This window comes from Paenibacillus sp. sgz302191 (assembly GCF_057749925.1).
In genome coordinates, this window is the sequence record NZ_JBYLHY010000040.1 from 34,886 (window position 1) to 53,369 (window position 18,484).

Annotated in this window: 18 protein-coding genes; 3 read left to right on the plus strand and 15 right to left on the minus strand. The window is 55.1% G+C overall.

The features are described from left to right. Nucleotides 1-134: 134 nt before the first annotated feature. Together AC3G2T_RS34415 and AC3G2T_RS34420 are read right to left on the minus strand one after the other, a co-directional pair. On the minus strand, nt 135-1,262 hold the full coding sequence (locus AC3G2T_RS34415) for a transglutaminase domain-containing protein (RefSeq protein ID WP_488438272.1): 1,128 nt from the start codon (nt 1,260-1,262) through the stop codon (nt 135-137). A gap of 188 nt (nt 1,263-1,450) precedes the next feature. Further along, complete coding sequence (locus tag AC3G2T_RS34420) at nt 1,451-2,407, minus strand: AAA family ATPase (protein ID WP_474681766.1); 957 nt, start codon at nt 2,405-2,407, stop codon at nt 1,451-1,453. 331 nt (nt 2,408-2,738) lie between these two features. Here AC3G2T_RS34420 and AC3G2T_RS34425 point away from each other — a divergent pair, with 331 nt between their 5' ends. After that, a complete protein-coding gene (locus AC3G2T_RS34425; protein ID WP_488438273.1) occupies nt 2,739-3,599 on the plus strand; it encodes a hypothetical protein in 861 nt (286 codons plus the stop codon). 128 nt (nt 3,600-3,727) lie between these two features. Here the strand turns inward: AC3G2T_RS34425 and AC3G2T_RS34430 are convergent, their stop codons facing one another. From AC3G2T_RS34430 to AC3G2T_RS34445, 4 genes are read right to left on the minus strand one after another with little or no spacing between them, the layout of a single operon-like run. Continuing rightward, nucleotides 3,728-4,036 (minus strand): antibiotic biosynthesis monooxygenase family protein, encoded by a 309-nt coding sequence (locus AC3G2T_RS34430; RefSeq protein ID WP_474681768.1) that lies wholly within the window; start codon nt 4,034-4,036, stop codon nt 3,728-3,730. A 20-nt stretch (nt 4,037-4,056) separates the two neighbouring features. Continuing rightward, on the minus strand, nt 4,057-4,689 hold the full coding sequence (locus AC3G2T_RS34435) for a histidine phosphatase family protein (protein WP_488438274.1): 633 nt from the start codon (nt 4,687-4,689) through the stop codon (nt 4,057-4,059). 22 nt (nt 4,690-4,711) lie between these two features. Next, the gene (gene lplA, locus AC3G2T_RS34440; RefSeq protein ID WP_488438275.1) at nt 4,712-5,713 is read right to left on the minus strand and encodes a lipoate--protein ligase; all 1,002 of its coding nucleotides are present in this window, start codon (nt 5,711-5,713) and stop codon (nt 4,712-4,714) included. A 4-nt stretch (nt 5,714-5,717) separates the two neighbouring features. After that, nucleotides 5,718-6,215: a GNAT family N-acetyltransferase gene (locus tag AC3G2T_RS34445; RefSeq protein WP_488438276.1), complete on the minus strand. Its 498-nt coding sequence runs from the start codon at nt 6,213-6,215 to the stop codon at nt 5,718-5,720. 163 nt (nt 6,216-6,378) lie between these two features. On the opposite strand from AC3G2T_RS34445, the gene AC3G2T_RS34450 reads away from it, so the two are divergent. Together AC3G2T_RS34450 and AC3G2T_RS34455 are read left to right on the plus strand one after the other, a co-directional pair. Then, nucleotides 6,379-7,179, plus strand: a complete 801-nt coding sequence (locus AC3G2T_RS34450) for a GNAT family N-acetyltransferase (protein WP_488438277.1) — start codon at nt 6,379-6,381, stop codon at nt 7,177-7,179. A 36-nt stretch (nt 7,180-7,215) separates the two neighbouring features. After that, a complete protein-coding gene (locus AC3G2T_RS34455; protein ID WP_488438278.1) occupies nt 7,216-8,085 on the plus strand; it encodes an SDR family oxidoreductase in 870 nt (289 codons plus the stop codon). A gap of 77 nt (nt 8,086-8,162) precedes the next feature. On the opposite strand, the gene AC3G2T_RS34460 is transcribed toward AC3G2T_RS34455, so the two are convergent. The 9 genes from AC3G2T_RS34460 to AC3G2T_RS34500 form a co-directional block, all read right to left on the minus strand. Next, complete coding sequence (locus AC3G2T_RS34460) at nt 8,163-8,849, minus strand: YdcF family protein (RefSeq protein WP_488438279.1); 687 nt, start codon at nt 8,847-8,849, stop codon at nt 8,163-8,165. A gap of 13 nt (nt 8,850-8,862) precedes the next feature. After that, complete coding sequence (locus AC3G2T_RS34465; protein WP_474681775.1) at nt 8,863-9,522, minus strand: alpha/beta hydrolase; 660 nt, start codon at nt 9,520-9,522, stop codon at nt 8,863-8,865. Between the two features lie 29 nt (nt 9,523-9,551). Then, on the minus strand, nt 9,552-10,196 hold the full coding sequence (locus tag AC3G2T_RS34470) for a peptidylprolyl isomerase (protein ID WP_488438280.1): 645 nt from the start codon (nt 10,194-10,196) through the stop codon (nt 9,552-9,554). Nucleotides 10,197-10,228: 32 nt separating this feature from the next. Next, the gene (locus tag AC3G2T_RS34475) at nt 10,229-12,877 is read right to left on the minus strand and encodes a transglycosylase domain-containing protein (RefSeq protein WP_488438281.1); all 2,649 of its coding nucleotides are present in this window, start codon (nt 12,875-12,877) and stop codon (nt 10,229-10,231) included. A gap of 134 nt (nt 12,878-13,011) precedes the next feature. After that, a complete protein-coding gene (gene hfq, locus AC3G2T_RS34480; RefSeq protein ID WP_147946297.1) occupies nt 13,012-13,251 on the minus strand; it encodes an RNA chaperone Hfq in 240 nt (79 codons plus the stop codon). A 44-nt stretch (nt 13,252-13,295) separates the two neighbouring features. Next, the gene (gene miaA, locus AC3G2T_RS34485; protein WP_488438282.1) at nt 13,296-14,285 is read right to left on the minus strand and encodes a tRNA (adenosine(37)-N6)-dimethylallyltransferase MiaA; all 990 of its coding nucleotides are present in this window, start codon (nt 14,283-14,285) and stop codon (nt 13,296-13,298) included. Further along, complete coding sequence (locus AC3G2T_RS34490; protein WP_488438283.1) at nt 14,279-15,055, minus strand: class I SAM-dependent methyltransferase; 777 nt, start codon at nt 15,053-15,055, stop codon at nt 14,279-14,281. The genes miaA and AC3G2T_RS34490 overlap by 7 nt, the downstream gene beginning before the upstream one ends. Before the next feature lie 4 nt (nt 15,056-15,059). Further along, nucleotides 15,060-17,009: a DNA mismatch repair endonuclease MutL gene (gene mutL, locus AC3G2T_RS34495; protein WP_488438284.1), complete on the minus strand. Its 1,950-nt coding sequence runs from the start codon at nt 17,007-17,009 to the stop codon at nt 15,060-15,062. Nucleotides 17,010-17,014: 5 nt separating this feature from the next. Beyond that, on the minus strand, nt 17,015-18,451 hold the full coding sequence (locus tag AC3G2T_RS34500) for a S41 family peptidase (RefSeq protein ID WP_488438285.1): 1,437 nt from the start codon (nt 18,449-18,451) through the stop codon (nt 17,015-17,017). Nucleotides 18,452-18,484: the final 33 nt, after the last annotated feature.

An 18,484-nucleotide genomic window follows, 5' to 3' on the forward strand; every position in this document is an offset into this window, starting at 1 on the left:
CGCCCCAAGACGCATATTGCGCTTGAACCGTTCTTTTCCAGCCTACCAGCGGCCGCTCGTACCGCCGCAGCTCCCAGCGCGCAGTATTGCGCTGAATGACGGCGGTCGGTCGATCGCAGGATTATCTCCTTCGACTAGTAAGTCAATTTGATTTGCAGCAGTCTGTCGTTCGCCGTCGTTCGCGTATATGCAGCCGAGGTGTAGCTTAAGCCGGCGATTCCGGTCACGGAAGCACGCGCTTTTTTCAAGTCCGCCGCTACGCTGCCGCCGTGAAGATAACGAATCGTGATCTCCTGCTCGCGGTTATTGGCTGCGGCTTGCAATTTCGCCGTCAACTCCTTCAAATTCGCCGCGGTGTTCGCTTCGGATAAATAAGACAGGCCGAGCGAGTCGTACATATTGTTGTAAAAAGACGCTTTGCCCGGATCGGATTTCGTCAGTCCCGCCAAAGTCTGGTCATAGGACGTCTTGGCCGCAGGATACGATTTGTTCCATGAATGATCCACTCTAAGCTGCGCATCGGTGAGATTGTAGTAATCGTAACTCACTTTGCCCCGGACATCGGGAACGGGGTCGTCCCAGGTCGTGTCCAGTTGATACCATGTGCCGTCCAACTGCACGAGATTCCAGGCGTGAGCGATTCCGCGCGCCCTGCCCTCTTCGATTTTTACGGGAATGCCCGCTTGTCGGAGCATTTCGTAGGCGATGAGCGCGTATCCCTGGCACACCGTCGTTCCCTGAAAAAGGCCGTCGTAGGCCGAATGCGATTTTAACGTCGTATCATAAGCAAGATTGCTTACGATCCAGTCGTGAATCGCCTTTTCCTTCTCATGGGCGTTCATGTCCGTGGTCAGTATGGTTGGCAACACCTCGGCGATTTTGGTCTTTACTTGCGCGGTTTGCTCCAGAGTTTCCCAGTATGTAAATTGAAACGTGACGGCCGTCAAACCCGAAGACGTCGTCTTGGCTGTGAATCCGTATGTTTTTACCGTATAATGCACGTAATCGTCGGCATTCAGCGCAGCGTTCAGGGCGCGCGTCACCTCCGCCTTCAACGCAGACGCCTTACCGGCATACGCCACGTCCAATGAAGGCATACGGTTCGTTAATGCGCTGAGAATTTGCGATTGCAGCTCGCTTTCCGCCGCTGCGTCGGTGCTGGTCGCCGCGGCGGCGACGCCCGCCGTGCCCCCGGCCGCAGTGCCGGCAAAGACCGCGAATGCCGCGCCGGTTGCCAAAAGTCTTTTCGCCAGTAATTTCATCGAATCCGCCCTTTCGGGAATCAAGTTTTGATCGTTTCCAAAATCGGTAGATTAATAGATTTACAGGAATACTATACCATATCCATCGACTGATTTCGACAAAATTAATGCGGGCGCTGCGGCAAATATGAACGGTCAAACAATAAACCTCCGGCACCGCACATGGCGGCAGCGGAGGTTCATAGATTTCATTTTATTTTCAAATCTTCCGGCCTGATCGACATCAGCTCCTGTTTGGAAGGCGTGCTTACGTACTGGCCCAGGAGACGGACCGCCTGATGGCGCATGGCCTTCTCCAGCACGTTCCTCACATACCTGGCATTGCTGAACGCTTTCCAGGTCATCGTTTTTTCCTCGATAAGCTGCTGCTTTAGCTTGAGAATCGTTTGCGGAAGCAGCACATACTCCCTGTCTTTTGCCATCGATTCAATGATCTGTATCAGCTGATCGACGCTGTAATCCTCAAAATCGACCTGAATGGGGAACCTCGAAGGCAGACCCGGATTGGTCGCGAGAAACTGCTCCATCTCGTCGGAATAACCGGCCAGAATAAGAATAAAATCGTTCTTCTTATCCTCCATCCCTTTTACGAGACAATCGATTGCTTCCTTGCCGAAATCTTTGTCCCCGCCCCTTGCCAGACTGTAAGCTTCGTCGATAAACAGCACGCCGCCCATTGCTTTCTTCATCAATTCGCGGGTTTTCAGCGCCGTATGCCCGATGTACTCGCCGACCAGATCGGCCCGTTCCACCTCGGTAAAATGCCCCTTGCTCAGCACCCCCATGGCATGAAACATTCTGCCCATCAGCCGCGCTACCGTCGTTTTCCCCGTTCCGGGACTGCCTTTGAATATCATGTGATATACGTGCGCATTGCTGAGGAGTCCCGCTTCGGCGCGGAATTGCGAGATTTGCAGCAGCGCATAAATTTCGTGAACGAGCTCTTTCACGTTTTGAAGCCCGACCATTTGATTCAATTCTTTAAAAATGTCGGATAAGGGACCTTCCTGAGGGCTCCTTTTGGGCATCGTATGAGGTTCTGCATCCGCTATCGGCTGAGGTTCGCTGTTTCGCAGCACGATATTGATTTGGCGCGACGGGATTGTATGGTTTCGCTGATCTTTTGTAATGACTCGACCACTCATGTGTATCACCTCGTTTTCTAGGTGTTTTCAATATACGCGGGAGCCCAGAAGAAAGTTACATGCCTGCCGCTTGATATAAATCCCCGAGTGTAAAAGATTATTAGCAAATAATATAGTTTTCATTTGCAAACAAAGAAGAGAGGGGTCATTTCTCCTCCTTCATCATATTAGACGTACGGTTATTTTATGAAGACATCTTTACAAAACGTGGCTCCGATATTTTTAGCCCAAAATTTAACTGGGCAAGCATCCATTTGTTTGGATAGTACATAGGCTGATGTATCAAATGTTTTAGGAGGAGATTTTTTAATGACTTACCAACAACATCATCATGGGCATCACCATCACTATCCGCATCATTACCATGCATATTATCATCATCCACACCATTACCCTGCGTATTACCCATATTACTATCATCCCATGCATCACCATGCACATCATCATGCTTTCGTTCCTTTTGCCCATCATCACCCTCACTTCATTCACGCCCACGCGCATCACGCTCATCATGTTCATCATCCGCATATGCATATGCATGCTTATCATCCACACATGCATATGCATGCTTATCATCCGCACATGCATATGCACGCGCATCCGCATCATGCTCACCACGCCCATCACGTCCATCATGGCGCTTATTACGGGGGAGCGCAAGGCGTTTACCCAGGAGCTCCTGAAGTTGGAGGAGTTGCGGCACAACCTGAGACAGCCAATTATCCAACCACTTATCCAACTACTTATCCGACCGCTCAACAGCCTGCAGTCGGCGCTCAAGAAGTATACGGCAAAGGCAAATAAGCTTACGTTTCTCCTGCATGACCCTAAAATCAAAGATCGCCCGCATCTTGCCAGTTCGGCCAGGTGCAAGGCGATCTTTTTCATGAAGCTACTAGTAAGCGGAAAAGCCTGCGAAAGCGCAGGCTTTTTCCGTGAATCGGGTTCATTTCGAGAAAAAACCTGCGGTTGTGCAGGAATTTTTGATGAAAATGAATCTAAGCTCGTGTTCGCGCCGAAAAGCCTGCACAATTGCAGGAATCTTTCGCAGCCAGCTCCTCAATCGGGCAAAAACTGTACTTTTTGTAGGTTTTTTTCACGCAACCAAGCAGATTGTGCAGCCTTGGCTCTGGCGCGCGGGTTTCAGTTCAGCCTGACTTTTGCAGGCTCTCTCGCCCGCAGGGCCAAGTAGATGTGCTGACCCCTGGCGTTCGAGCTGTTCGACAGTCTCACTTTCGCAAATTTCCATGCGCCTTCCCGGCGACCGTGCGGCTCCGGTGGTACGTCAGCAGTCTGCGCAAAAGCCGCCGGGAGCGAGCTTCACTCTTTTGATGTGTACATTTGACTCGGGGTAAAATGCTCCACCACCGGAAAAGGATCATAAAAATGGTGCAGCAGCTTCCGCCATTCCTGGTATTGTTCAGATCCGCGGAAGCCGGACGTGTGGTCTTCCAGCGTCTCCCAGCGGACCAGCAGCAAGTATTTGTTCGGGTCCTCGACGCAAGCGTGCAGCTCGTGCGAAATGTAGCCTTTCATCGATGAAATGATGGACGAGGCCTTTTCAAACGCGGCTTCGAATTGTTTGGTTTTGCCTGGAATAACGGGCAGCATGGCGGCTTCGAGAATCATATACGCACTCTCCCCTCCTGTCAGAAGCCGTCGGCTTCCTCATCTTGAAAATGTGACGTATCTCCGTGCAGGACGATATGCGGCCGGCCTTCCTTCCATTCCACAAGACTCAAGCAGGTCGGATAAAAATAAGGAGGATTCCAAAGCTCAGCCAGCGGCCTTTGTTCAAAATAGGCCATGATGATTTTAAGCGTTACGGTATGCGAAAACAGGCCGACCGTTTTTCCGGCATGCTCCTCAAGCAGCCGCTCCAGCGCCGGCAATACTCTCTCCTGCAACGCTTCGTAAGACTCCCCCGAATCAGGCTTGTACTCATGCGGACTGCTCCAGAATGCACCGAAGCTCTCCGGCTGCTCCAGCTTGATTTCTTCCGCCAGCCTGCCTTCCCATGCGCCAAGGTGCATCTCTCTCCATACATCCGCCGCCTGAATGGGCTGTTCCCGCAGGCCGCGCACGATCCGCGCCGTCTCCATCGTCCGCCCGCTGCTGCTGGACAGCATCACATCGAACCGGACATCCTGCAGCGATTCCGCCAACCACTGCGCTTGCTGCCTGCCCTGCTGCGATAACGGCGAATCCGCATGTCCCTGCAACCTGCCTTGCAGATTCCACTCCGTTTCCCCGTGCCTGATCAAGTATAATCTCGTCGTCATCCGGTCCATGCCTCCTCTACATTTACGTCAACAGCAGCAAGGATACGAAATTGTCCGGTTCCAGCGGCCCAAAATACCGGCGAAGCTCGATGCCGGCCAGCCTCTCGCGAATGGAAGTCTCCTCATAGCGCGCGCCCTTCAGCCGCTCTTCGAGCTCGCCGACATCCTGCACGCCGAAGAAATCCCCGTAAATTTTCAGCCCCCGGATCGTTCCTTCTTCAATGTCCAGCCGCACATCCACGGTGCCGACCTGTTCAAACCGCCTGGAGTTTTGGATTGTGCTTTTCGGCGATTTCCCGTAATTCCAGTCCCAATTCTGATAGCGCTCCTGCGAAAGCAGGTTGATCCGTTCCCAATCGTCCGCCGTCAGTTTGTAGCGCGGGACATCCGCTTCATTCACCTCGAAAATCGATTCCAGCAGCCGCTTGCGAAAATCTTCGACCGGCATCGGCTGCTTCAAAAACTCGGCAATATTGGCGACCCGGCTGCGAATCGACTTAATGCCCTTGGACTGGATTTTATCCGGGTTTACTTTCAGCGCCGACACGACATTGTCGATCTCCGAATCGAACAGCAGCGTGCCGTGGCTGAACATGCGCCCTTTCGTCGAGAACTGGGCGTTGCCGGAAATTTTCCGCTCGCCGACCTGAATGTCGTTGCGTCCGGTCAAAGCCGCTTCTACGCCCAGCCCGCGCAGCGCCTGCACGACCGGCTCCGTAAACTTTTGAAAATTATGAAAAGACTGGCCGTCGTCCTTCGTAATAAAGCTGAAATTCAAATTGCCCAAATCGTGGTAAACCGCCCCGCCGCCGGACAGACGCCGCACGACATGAAGCTGATGCTCTTTCGCATATTCGGGATTGATTTCTTCTATCGTATTCTGATTTTTGCCGATGATGATCGAAGGTTCGTTGATATAAAAAAGCAGATAAGTTTCATCGCCCGGCAAATGCCGCAGCGCATATTCTTCAATGGCCAGGTTGATTCGGGGATCGTGAATGCCTTCATTATCGATAAACAGCATGACTTTACTCTCCTTGCTCGTGTATTGGTTCGACGGGGGCCGACATCGTCCGGTTCAAGGTGGACATCCCCAGCGAATGATAAAACTGCACGGCGCGCTGATTAAACTCCCACACGTTCAGTTCCATGCTGGACGCCCCTTTTTCCCGGGCCCATTCCAGCGCCGCTTCGTACAGCTTGGTGCCGATTCCTCGCCTCTGATGGCCGGGAGCTACCGCCAGTTCGTTGATATGTCCGTAAATGCGCGGAACGAGGGCGTTATACGGGGGGCTTTTTTTCATTTCGGCCATGACGACCCCGACGACGGTTCCCTGCTTTTCGGCGACAAAAATAGCTTTATTTTCCTGATCGGAGAAGCTTCGGTACCAGCCCATGGCGACGACGCGGTCCAACCTGGCAAACAGCCCGGGCAGCGCTTCCGCATGCTCTTCTTGTCCGAAACGGATGATGGCGTTAACGGCCTCGTAATCTTCCGCCGCCGCTGTGCGGATTGTAACGGTCAACTGAAATCCCCCTCCCTATGTATTCTAGCTTACCGTAAAGAGCATATCTTTTCCAGCGGACCGCGAATATTGTCGAAGCTTCACAAAGCGATTGTATTAATATTCATAAAAATGTATAATCATAAAAATCGCAATCATTTTATCGAATAAAGGAGCATGGGAAATGAGAAAAAGCTGTGAACCGTTCCTCGCGCTCGAACGGATTGCCGCCCACACCTGGCCGGGCGAAGAAGCGGAAACAATGGGCGAGTGGCTCGTACGGGCGTCGCGCGGCGTTACGAAACGGGCGAACAGCGTGCTTGCTGCGGGAGAGTTTCCCCAAGACGGCCGATGGCTGGCGCGAATCGAGCAATTTTACAGGGAGCGGAATCTTCCCGCCTTGTTTCATGTCAGCGATGCCTCGCCGGACGGCCTCGACGAGCTTCTTGGCACGAACGGGTACGAAAAGGAAGTGCCCTGCCTCTTGATGACGGCGGACAGTCGGGAAGCCGCCGCCAAAGCGCAGCACGCGCTGAACAGCACAAAGCCAATAGCGGCGGAAATCGTCTGGTCCGGGCAGGCCGACGAACAGTGGACCCGCGATTTCATCCGGCTTGAACAGTTCCCAGCGGAGCGAAAAGCGTTCTACGACGGTCTGTTCGAAAGAATGCCCGGCCGCAAAGGATTTCTCGCCCTTAAGCGCGAAGGCGAGACGGTCGCGCTCGGGACCGCCATCGCCCGGAACGGTTGGGCGGGGTTCATGAATGTCGTCGTCCGCGAGGATTGCAGAGGTCAAGGCTTTGGCTTGCTCCTCATGCATGCGATGACGGCATGGAGCGTTGAGCAGGGCGCGGACAACCAGTTTTTGCAAGTCATCGCGGACAACGAACAGGCAAACCGCTTGTATGAAAAGCTCGGGTATAAGCCTTTATTCGGTTATCATTACAGAGTCAAGTATGAATTGGAGCCGGCTGCATCATCCTAACAGGGAATACCGACAGGATGAAAGGGAGTAAGGCACATGGCAACAGCAACAGAGACGAAACCTGCATTTCCGGCGCAGCACCAGAACAAGCAGCCGGGCATCGAATCGGAGATGAACCCGCGCCCGGTTTTCGAGGATGCGCAGTACAAAGCCGCCGGCAAGCTGAAGGATAAGGTCGCGATCATTACCGGCGGAGACAGCGGCATCGGCCGGGCCGTCGCCGTCGCTTACGCCAAAGAAGGCGCGGACGTCGTTCTCGTCTATTTGAACGAGCACGGCGACGCGGAAGAAACGCACCGCCGGATCGAAGAGCTCGGCCGGAAATGTTTGCACATCGCCGGGGACGTGGGCGATGAGAACTTTTGCAAGCAGATCGTGAAGCAAGCCGTCGGCCAATTCGGGAAGCTGGACGTCCTGGTGAACAACGCCGGCGAGCAGCACCCGCAAAAAGTGTTCGCGGACATCACTTCCGGCCAGTTGGAGCGGACGTTCCGGACGAACATTTTCTCTTACTTTTATATGACCCAGGCGGCGCTGCCCCACCTCCAAGCGGGCAGCGCCATCGTCAACACGGCCTCCATTACGGCCTACCAAGGGCATGAACAGCTTGTCGACTACTCTGCGACCAAAGGAGCGGTCGTCAGCTTCACCCGCTCCCTTGCGCTGCAGCTCAGCGGCCGCGGCATCCGCGTCAACGGCGTAGCGCCGGGACCCGTCTGGACGCCGCTTATCCCGTCCACGTTCACCGCCGCGGAAGTCGCCAACTTCGGCGCGGACACGCCGATGAAGCGCGCCGGACAGCCGAAGGAACTGGCGCCGAGCTATGTGTTCCTCGCTTGCGACGATTCGTCCTACATGTCGGGACAAATGCTTCACGTCAACGGCGGCACGATCGTGAACGGCTGAGCTTGATTCGCACCGAAAAAGGGCCGGACCCCGAGCGGAACAATCCGCATGAGGTCCAGCCCTTTTTGTCGCCGGGTTTACAAGCCCGCTTTCAGCAGCAGCTTGGTCCATTCCCATTTCATGTAGGCGAACGTTTCCCGCCCTTCATGGTACGGAAGGAACAGCACTTCCGAATCCGTCGTCGAGACGAGCGAATTGCGCAGTCCGACCGTTGTGGCAATGTCGAGGGCGCGCGATCCGTGATAGTTATGCGTGATGACCACGGAAGTAACGAGCCCCTGCCCGTCCATAATTTGCTTGCTGTAGAGCAAATTCTCGTACGTACTGGTCGCGCGCGGCTCCAGCAAAATAGCGCGGTCCGGGATGCCTTTTTGAACGAGGTAATTGCGCATGCCTTCCGCTTCGGTCAATTTGGAGCCGTTATTGTCGAGTCCGCCCGTCACGATGAGTTTCGCGAATTTCCCTTCCTTGTAAAGCGCATAAGCGTGGTCGAGGCGCTCCGTTAGGCCCGGGCTCGGCAAATCTTTGCGCAGCGCGGCGCCCAGCACGATCCCTACGTCCACTTTATCCGGCAAAGTCTGCTGCGGCCCGAACTGCACCTTCCATTGAATATAAACGACCCAGACGCAAAAGAGCAGAAAAAGCAGCAGCACCAGGCGCAAACCTGTTCGAGCCTTGCGCGCGAATCCGGCCGTTTTACCGGAGCGGCGGCGTGAAAATTTATGTACGGACTGCTGCTTGTTCCGGCTTTGCTGCATGTTCATCGTATAACTCCCTTTACTCTTTCTCCAGAAAAGCCTGCACATGGTCAAACAAATCTGCGGCGTCTTCACTGTGGCAAATCAAATGCTTCGACCTCGGATACCAATAGAGCTCCCTGTCTCCGCTTACTTTGCCGTAAATATATTTGGCGCTTAACGGATGAATGACCTGATCCCGCTGCGCTTGCGCAATCAAAGTCGGAACCGTAACCCGCGCGAACTCCGGCTTCAAATGCCGCACAAGCCGGGTAAATTGCCAGGTGGCGCGCAGCGGCGTCGATCGCGCTTTGTGCAAATAGTCCTGATCCTGGTGACGCCAATCCTCGCGCATCACCTGCAGCAGCCGTGCCGGACTGACGTATATGACCGCCGTATTCAGCAGCACGAGCCTGCGGACCGGATAGCGGACCGCCAAATAAGCGGCAAGCAGCCCGCCCATCGAAAAGCCGACCAAATCGAAAGTGCCGTACTGCTCCGCCATACGCTTCGCGTGCCGTTCGGCCGAACCGACCCAATCCTCCCAATGGGAGGATCGGAGCCCGTTCAGGTCTTCCCCGTTCCAGGGAAGCCTCGGCACAACGCACGGCTGTCCGCGGTATTCCAGATGCCTTGCCAAAGGCTCTACCTCGAACGGGCCGCCCGTGAAGCCGTGAAACAAAAGACATGGGCGCGTCATTGCCGAATCCGCCTCCTTGTTTCGCTCGCTTACTTCTCGGTAATCGCGATGGAGTCGATCGTAACTTTCTCCTTCGGCTTGCTTGCTTCACCCGTGGGGCTGGTTCCTACCGGCGTCGCGGCGATTTGCTGCACGACGTCCATACCGCTCGTCACTTTGCCGAAAATCGTATAGTCCGGCTTGCTGTTAAGCGACTTGGAGTCGTCGCCGGTGCAGATGAAAAACTGGCTGCCGTTCGTATTCTTCCCGGCATTAGCCATGGCGACGATGCCCGGCTCGTATTGATGGGCCTTCGACAGCTCATCCTCGAACTTGTATCCCGGACCGCCTGCGCCCGTGCCTTTTGGGTCCCCAGTCTGAATCATGAACGATTGGATGATCCGGTGGAACGTCAAATTGTTGTAAAAGCCTTCTTTGGACAGAAACACAAAGTTGTTCACTGTTTTCGGAGCGTCCTTGGCGAACAGCTCAATCGTAAATTTGCCCTTGGAAGTCGTAACCTCCGCTTGATACGTTTTGTTCGTATCGATCGTCATGTCCGGCGCCTTGCTCCATTGCTTGGCTGTTCCTTCCGCGGGAGCCGCGGGCTTGTTCCCACAAGCGGACAGCGCAACCGCCGCCGCAATTAATGCTAATGCAAACATCTTTTTCCGTGGAAAGTTCATTCGGGACATCCTCCATTGCAGCATAAAAGCTGGATCGATTGTTAGTTTTTCACGTTGTTTGTATTGTTCGCGTTGTTCGCATTGTTAACGTTGTTCGCGTCGTTCGCGCCATTCAAGGCGTCCGTACTGTTCAGACCGTTCGTGTTATTGATCCCGTTCGCCTTGGTCCCGTTCGGATTCAAGGGATCTCCGGGCTTATCCGCCTGGCCTCCCGCAGGTTTATCGGAAGGCGAAGCCGTCGGGCCGGAGCCCGGCGAAGTTCCGGGACTGGCCGAAGGGAGCGTAGTCGCTTTGCCGCCGGCCGTAGGCGATGCCCCCGGAGACTGCATCCCTGGCGACGGTGACGGTGACGGCGAGCCATGGTTCGCTCCGCTGCCGGGAGACGGCGACGGCGACGGCGACATGGACGGCGTCGGCGATGTAATCAGCCCGTCGTCCTTGGGAACGGTGACGCTGATTTCATTGGACTTGCTGCCGGGGGCATTCGTATCCAGATTCACTGGAATTACGTAATATTGATACGTTTCTCCGCCGGTTACGGTCATATCGCTGACTCCCGTCGATGGAGACTCAAGCAGCAGCTTGGGCTCCTGTTCCGTGGAGCTTTTCCGGAACACTTGATAAGCTGTCTTGTCGCCAAACGGTGTCCACGTTAATTGGACGGATCTTTTTTCCGGCACATACGCGCCTGCCAAATCGGTTACTCCGCTAGGCGGCTCTTTCAAATCAGGCACGCTGGCAGGCTTCGTAAAGCTGGAGGCAGGCTTGCCTGCAAGCGCCTTGGACATGACTTCCTTGAAAATGGCGGAGGGACTTCCGCTGCCGACCGTCACATAATGCTTCGCGTCGACCTTGTCGAATCCTTCCCATACGGCCGCGGTCCACTCCGGCGTGTAGCCGACGAACCAGACGTCGCGGTCATACTTCTCAATTCCTTTAATATCAAGTCCCGTCGATCCCGTTTTCCCGGCGACCGGACGGTCGAACTTCGCCTTCGCGCCCGTCCCGCCCTGCTCGACGACGCCTTGGAGCAGCAGCGTTAAATAATAAGCGGTCTGCGGCTTGATGACCTGCTTTTGATCCGTTTTGTACGTAGCGACATCTTTACCGTCCTTATCCGTAATCCGGACAATCGCGTGCGTTTTGTTCTGCACGCCCTGATTGGCAAATGCGCCGTATGCCGTCGCCATTTGCAGCGGGGAAACCCCGTCCGTCAAACCGCCCAGGGCGATAGCCAGGTTGCGGTCTTTCGTTTTGTTCAAAGGAATGCCCAGCTTGTTCGCGAAATCCATGACGTAACTCATCCCTTTGGCGCTGCTGATCTGGCTGAGCAGCCATACTGGGGCCAAATTGTACGACTTTTTCACCGCTTCGAACATCGTTACTTGACCGTGGCTCGTTCGGTCGTAGTTGCGGGGCGAATAATCGCCGAACGACGTCTGGGTATCATCCAGCTTGGAATACGGATTCCAGTCTCCCGTCTCCAGCGCCGGGCCGTAAGCCGCAATCGGCTTGAATGACGAGCCGGGCTGTCTTAGGGAAAATACGCGGTTGAACCCTCGCGCCTGATAGTCCCTGCCTCCGATCATCGCCACCAGACCGCCGGTTTTATGATCGATAATGACCATCGAGCTTTGAATCTTTTGCCCGTCGGTAGCGTCTTTCTGGAACAGGCTTGCATTGGTGTACGTCGTCTCCATAATTTTTTGCGCATTCGGGTTCATCGTCGTGTAGATCCGGTAGCCTTTGGACATCAGCTCTTCCTCGTCGATGCCGTACATATTTTCCGCTTCGTTAATGACGTAATCGACAAAGGTCGCGTTATCCGACGTCGTTGTGCGGCCGGCCGGAGGCACATAATCGATGGCGGCCGCGTCTGCGCGCTCCTGCTCGGTAATGTAGCCCTGGTCGGCCATCAGCTTGAGTACGACGCCGCGCCGCTCTTTGGACATGTCCGGGTTCGCCAAAGGCGAATAGCGGGACGGCGCTTTCGGCAGGGCGGCGAGCGTGGCGATTTCCCACAGCTTCAGATCGTTCAGGTTCGATTTGCCGAAATATACCTTGGCGGCCGCTTTGATGCCGTACGCGTTGCTGCCTAAATAAATGCGGTTTAAATATTTTTCCAAAATTACTTCTTTGCTATACCTCTGATCCAGAGCAAAGGCGATAGCCATTTCGGTGCCTTTGCGGAAAGCCGTCTTCTCGGAGCTGAGAAAGACGTTTTTGGCCAGCTGCTGGGTGATCGTGCTGCCCCCTTCGACGGCGCTCATATGCATCACGTCTTTGACCAGCGCGCGCCCGATCGCCCAGAAATCGACGCCGGAATGCTCCAGAAAGCGCCTGTCTTCGGTCGCGATGAACGCATTTTGCAGCTGTTTGGGAATGTCCGAGATTTTGACGCTTTCGCGGTTTTCGGCGCCCTGATACAGCTTGGCGATCTCGGTAGGCTCCGCTTTTCCTTCCTCCTGTGCAAAAACGAGCGATGATTCCGAAGTGGCGTCTATCTTGTCAATGTTTTGATCCAAAATTTTGTAGCCGCTCATCAGGACGACGATGTAAACGCCCATCGCGCAAATGACGGCAAGTATCCCTGCAATGATCGTGCCGAATATCAGCTTTCTTGCATTGAACGGCTTCTTCTTCTTGGTTTTTTTGGTTTCCTGAGGCTTCGTTTTGGTTGTATTTGCCAAATCCACCGACTCCCTCGTCTATAATCTCTAGGCTGATCAACAAAAGAACAACCTCGTGATCAAGGTTGCTCCTGCTTGTTACTATTCGATTAGACGTTCCCGCAAATTGAAAAGTTGCAAAATGCCGCCAATCGTTACTCGGATGCTTCCGCAGCGGCCATCAGCGAGACGGCTCTTTGCGGGGTAAAAGTTGAAATCGCATGCTTGTAAACCATTTGCTGGCGTCCTTCGCTGTCTATGATAATCGTGAAATTATCGAAAGCGCGAATAAGTCCTCTGATTTGAAACCCATTAGTCAAGTATACGGTTACGGGAATGCTTTCTTTGCGCAGTTGGTTCAAAAAATTGTCCTGGATATTAATGGATTTGTTCATCAGTAGGTCCCCCTTAATGGAATGAAACATCCGCCCGGTTGGCGCTATTTCAATGGTAATTGTTGTTGAATATATTCAATTTCTTGAACAAACTTTCCTGCTATTATATCATTAATCTTTTGGAAATGCGCAGAAAATTTTGCCGTATCCGTGACATCGATCCAATCTATGTCCTTCATGTGCCGAAACCAGGACAATTGCCGCTTGGCAAACCTGCGCGTATCCCGTTTCAGCAGCTCGACCGCTTCTTCATATGTGCGGAATCCGTCGAGGTAAGTGACGATTTCCTTGTAGCCCAGCCCTTGCATCGAGATGGCGTCTCTCGGACAGCCGGAATCGAGCAGGCTGCGGACTTCTTCAACGAGCCCTTCGCTCATCATCTGATCGATCCGCTCTTCGATGCGCCGGTAGAGCAGCGCCCGGTCCATCGTGAGGCCAATGATGCAGAGTTCGTAGGGCGACTCTTTTTTTTGCCCGGCCAGATGCTCCGACAGCGGCTTGCCGGACACATGGGCGACTTCCAGCGCCCGGATCACGCGCCTTCGGTCATTGGCATGCAGGCGGTCCGCGGTTTCCGGATCGATCTCCCTCAGCCTGCCGTGCAGCGCCTCGTCCCCGTACCGGTTCGCAAACGCTTCCTGCTCATTGCGGAAAGCTTCATCCATGCCGACGTCCGTGAATTGGTAATTGTAGCAAACCGACTCTATGTACAATCCGGTTCCTCCGACGATAAAAGGCAGCTTCCCCCGGGCATGAATTTCCGGGACGAGGCTTTTGACCCGCTCCTGAAATTCTGCCGCCGAAAAAGGATAGGACGGCTCGTGAATATCGATCAGATGATGGGGAACGAGCGCGCGCTCCTCCGGACTTGCCTTCGCCGTGCCGATATCCATCCCCCGGTACACCTGCATGGAATCGCCCGAAATGATCTCGCAATCGAATTTTTGGGCGATTTCCAGGCTCAGCTTCGTCTTGCCGACCGCCGTAGGGCCGATCAGCACGAGCAGCTTCGGCTTCGCCAACGCGTCTAACACAGTCGAATCACTCCATAAGTCGTTTTCGTATTGGAACGCAGCACCCGCTCGAAACCGAGGCGGGCAAACTCCTTGCTGTCCCTGTGCTCCTTGAGCACGATGCTTTTTCTGGCTACGCGCCGGGCCTGCTCGATCGCAAGCAGGTTGACCGCTTCGGGATTGGCCCGCTGCCGCAGGGGCGAGATTGAGCTCGATTCCCCGATCGGATTGCGGAACATCGGGTCAAAGTAGACGATGTCCGCGCTCCCCGTCTCCAGCCGCTGCAAATAAGCGAGATGATCGGTCTGGCTGACAGCGATTCGGCGCATCGCTTCGTTAAGTTCGGGAATGTCGGATTCGTACGCCGACAGCCCTTCGCGGATGAGCATGGCCGGAACCGGCTCGCTCTCCAATGCCGTCACTTGCCCGGCGGCGCCGACGGCAAACGAAAACACAATCGCATCGGAAGCCAGCCCCGCCGTACAGTCGATCACCGAATCGCCTGCCGCCGCGCCGGATGCGTCGAGCAGCAAATCGGATTCGCCGCGAAGCAGCCGCTTGATTCGCACCTGCGCCATGCTCGGATGAAAAAATAACGCAGGCATATCTCCTACATAGTACCTGATCTCTTCCTTCGTCACAAGCAGGAGCGAATCGTCGCCTTGCTTTTGTCTGAGTTGCTGCAGGGAATCACGGCCCCGCGCGACCAGACGCCCGCCGTATTCCTCCGCCAGCCGGCGTGCTTTGGCAAGCGCTTCGCCGGACGGTTCGTAAGATGTCGTTACAAGCACGAGGCTACATCACCCGCTTAAACATTTTTTCGAGCTCATAAGTGGAGAAGCTGACGACAATCGGCCTGCCGTGCGGACACGTATAAGGATTGCGGCAGCCGGCCAAACGGTCGATCAAAGTTTCCATTTCAAGCACGCTCAGGCCCTGGTTCGCTTTGATCGACGCTTTGCAGGAACACATAATCGCCGCTTTCTCGCGCAGCTTGGCGATGTCGACCGCCTTGCGCTCGGCGAGCACCCACTCGCACATTTCCTCGACGATCGATTTCTCTTCGCCGCCCGGAAACCAGTGGGGATGCGCCCTCACCAAAAACGTATTGCCGCCGAACGCTTCCATGTACACCCCGGCCTGCTCGAACAGGGAGAGCCTGTCTTCGATAACGGCCGCTTCGGACGGCGTAAATTCCAGCGTAATCGGCACGAGCAGCTCCTGGCTGGCCTCCGCCGGATTGCCGAAGCGCTCGTAGAAATATTCATAATTGATGCGTTCGTGAGCCGCATGCTGATCGATCAGGTAAAGCCCTTCATCGTTTTGCGCGATCAAGTAAGTTCCGTGCATTTGCCCGATCGGATCGAGCCTTGGAAATGAAGGCAGCTTAGGCGCCGCCGATTCGCCGGATTCCGGAATCAGATCCATAAAAGCTTCCACCGCTTTGCGCTGCTGCCGAACGGAGGCGCTGTTCGCGGGCGCGTAGTCCGAACCGTACGTTGAAGCCATCCCTGTACGCGGGCGGGCTGCAAGGGGCTCTACCGCAGAACGGTACGGATTCACGGCCTCCTTGACCAGCGGGCCCGGCGTGAGCGGCAGCGGTTCCGTTTTGACGGGTTCGGTGCGCTCTGTGCGAGGCTGCGGAGTTGTCACGAGGTTAGGCTCCGCAGCTGGCTCCGCAACCCGCGTGAGCTCCAGCTGTTCCTGCACGTACGCCCCCTTCGGCGCAGCCGGCTTCGCGCCCTGCGGAATCAGGACCTGCTTGCCGAGCGTCCGCTTCACTTCCGCTTCGATCATCGCCGTCAGCTCCGCTTCCTTGCTGAACCGCACCTCCAGCTTGGACGGATGCACGTTGACGTCGACGAGAGCCGGGTCCATGCCGATTTGCAGGACGGCGACCGGGAAGCGGTTGATCGGCAGCAGCGTATGATAGCCTTGGAGCAGCGCCTGATTCAATGCAAAGTTGCGGACATAGCGGCCGTTGACGATGGTGGAAATGCCGCCCCGATTGGCGCGCGTCATCTCCGGTTTGGCGATGAAGCCTTGCAGCGTGTAATCCAGGCTTTCCGCCTGAATCGGCAGCATCTGCTTCCCGACGGCCGTGCCGTAGATGCCGGCGATGACCTGGAGCATATCCCCATTGCCTAGTGTTTGCAGCAGCAGATTGCCGTTATGCTTCAGGGAGAACGCGATATTCGGATGGGCCAGAGCGAGCCTGTACAAATAATCGGACACGTGTCCCAGCTCGGTCTGGATCGTTTTCATATATTTCAGGCGCGCCGGAGTGTTGAAAAACAGCTCCTTGACCGACACTTCCGTGCCCCGGGAAGCCGCAATCTCCTCTACCAGACGAATGGTGCCGCCTTCGATGGCGATTTTTCGCCCCAGCCCGTCGTTCGTGGAGCTCGTCACGCATTCCAGCCTCGACACCGAGGCGATGCTGGGCAGCGCCTCGCCGCGAAAGCCGAGCGTGCGAATCGCGAACAGATCTTTGCTCGTGGCGATTTTGCTCGTCGCATGGCGCTGAAAAGCCAATTCGCAATCTCCGGCTTCCATCCCCGAGCCGTTGTCCGCAACCCGGATGAGCTGCAGGCCGCCCTCTTCGATCGTCACGTCAATACGGGTGCTGCCGGCATCGACCGAATTTTCCACAAGCTCCTTGACGACGGAAGAAGGCCTTTCCACCACTTCTCCCGCCGCGATCTGGTTGGCAATATGCTCGCTTAAAAGCTGGATTTTCCCCATAGCGCTCAGTTCCCCTTTGCGGCGCCGATCGTCACGTTCTCCCCATCTTCTTTGACATGAAGTCCGGGGAAATAATCATGAAACAGATCGACATTCACGTAACTCGTGCCATTGTCGATAATAAGCTTGCCTGCTTCGGACGAAAGCGAATGCGTGCCGTCCGCCCCTGTCACATCGACCGTGTGCTTGTCGTTATTCCAGGCGACTTTGGCGTTAACAAGCGCCGCCAGGGCGCGGGTCGGGGCGTACAAATGCCCGTTCTCGCTGAGCAGCGGGAAGCCGCTCGTCATTTCGACGCCGTTGTAAGTCACCTTATGTTTGTAAACCGTAACCTCGACATCGGGAATGCCCGCCATATGAAGCGCCGTAATCAATTGTGCCGCACTGCCATCCGTCTCGATATCCGGCTTGATGCCCACTTTGTTCACTTTGTGCATGTTAGGCGTTAAATACTCCTCGATCGTCACTTTCAGGCCGCTCCCGTCCGTCAGCTGCATCAACTGCTGGACGCTGCCCTTCCCGAACGTCTGAACGCCGATGACTTTGGCGACCTTATAGTCCTGAAGCGCCCCGCTCAAAACTTCCGAAGCGCTGGCGCTGTTCTCGTTCGCGAGCACATATACGGGCACCCCGACTTCCGAACCGCCGGTGATCGGCACCGGCTCATCGACACCGTTGCGGTCCCTCGTATGGATCAGCGTGCCCTCCTTGACAAAATGTTTGGCGATATTTTGTGCGGTTTTCACCAGCCCGCCCGGATTGTTGCGCACATCGAGAATGAGCGCCTTCAGCCCTTTGGACTTCAAATCGGCCAATTGCTTGTCAAAATCGCTGTCGGCATCGCTGGAAAAATCGGTGATTTGAATGTAGCCGACGCCATTAGCGAAGCTTTTGCTGTACACTTCAGGCACATTCACTTCTTTGCGAGTCAAGTCGACCGTCAATTCCTTGCCGCCCCGCTGCACCGTTATTTTCGTTTTCGTTCCCGATTCCCCGATAATTTTGCTTCTGGCCGATTCGATCGAATCTTTTTGCACGGCCGCTCCGTCTACCGCCACGATGTAATCGTCTGCCTGGAGACCGGCAGCTTCCGCCGCCGATCCGGCAAATATTTCGGAAAGATAGATGCCGTCTTTGTCCATTCCGATGCGGGCGCCCATGCCGACGTAATTGTTTTCCAGCGAGTTGGAAAATGCATCAAGCTCCTTTTTCGTAAAAAATACGGTGTAAGGATCTTTAAGCCCTTCGATCATTTCGGCGATGCTTTTATTTTTCAAATCATTTTCAGTGACTCCGCTGACATGCATCGTTCCGAGAACTTGTCTGACCTGCTCGGTGGTCTGCGCATCGTCCTGCGCCATAGCGCCGGCAGGCAGCAAAGTCAGAAGCGCGGAAGCGAGCGCCAGCGTAACTTTCATCGGTTTCAAGCTCGGTTGTCTCATGACTGACTCTCCCATGCGTATATTTTTTGGCCG

What these genes read in the sequence shown, in the direction of transcription:
- AC3G2T_RS34415 (WP_488438272.1), bottom strand. Translation starts at nt 1,262, where the DNA reads ATGAAATTACTGGCGAAAAGACTTTTGGCAACCGGCGCGGCATTCGCG.
- AC3G2T_RS34420 (WP_474681766.1), bottom strand. Translation starts at nt 2,407, where the DNA reads ATGAGTGGTCGAGTCATTACAAAAGATCAGCGAAACCATACAATCCCG.
- AC3G2T_RS34425 (WP_488438273.1), top strand. Translation starts at nt 2,739, where the DNA reads ATGGGCATCACCATCACTATCCGCATCATTACCATGCATATTATCATC.
- AC3G2T_RS34430 (WP_474681768.1), bottom strand. Translation starts at nt 4,036, where the DNA reads ATGATTCTCGAAGCCGCCATGCTGCCCGTTATTCCAGGCAAAACCAAA.
- AC3G2T_RS34435 (WP_488438274.1), bottom strand. Translation starts at nt 4,689, where the DNA reads ATGACGACGAGATTATACTTGATCAGGCACGGGGAAACGGAGTGGAAT.
- lplA (WP_488438275.1), bottom strand. Translation starts at nt 5,713, where the DNA reads ATGCTGTTTATCGATAATGAAGGCATTCACGATCCCCGAATCAACCTG.
- AC3G2T_RS34450 (WP_488438277.1), top strand. Translation starts at nt 6,379, where the DNA reads ATGAGAAAAAGCTGTGAACCGTTCCTCGCGCTCGAACGGATTGCCGCC.
- AC3G2T_RS34455 (WP_488438278.1), top strand. Translation starts at nt 7,216, where the DNA reads ATGGCAACAGCAACAGAGACGAAACCTGCATTTCCGGCGCAGCACCAG.
- AC3G2T_RS34460 (WP_488438279.1), bottom strand. Translation starts at nt 8,849, where the DNA reads ATGAACATGCAGCAAAGCCGGAACAAGCAGCAGTCCGTACATAAATTT.
- AC3G2T_RS34465 (WP_474681775.1), bottom strand. Translation starts at nt 9,522, where the DNA reads ATGACGCGCCCATGTCTTTTGTTTCACGGCTTCACGGGCGGCCCGTTC.
- AC3G2T_RS34470 (WP_488438280.1), bottom strand. Translation starts at nt 10,196, where the DNA reads ATGTCCCGAATGAACTTTCCACGGAAAAAGATGTTTGCATTAGCATTA.
- hfq (WP_147946297.1), bottom strand. Translation starts at nt 13,251, where the DNA reads ATGAACAAATCCATTAATATCCAGGACAATTTTTTGAACCAACTGCGC.
- mutL (WP_488438284.1), bottom strand. Translation starts at nt 17,009, where the DNA reads ATGGGGAAAATCCAGCTTTTAAGCGAGCATATTGCCAACCAGATCGCG.
- AC3G2T_RS34500 (WP_488438285.1), bottom strand. Translation starts at nt 18,451, where the DNA reads ATGAGACAACCGAGCTTGAAACCGATGAAAGTTACGCTGGCGCTCGCT.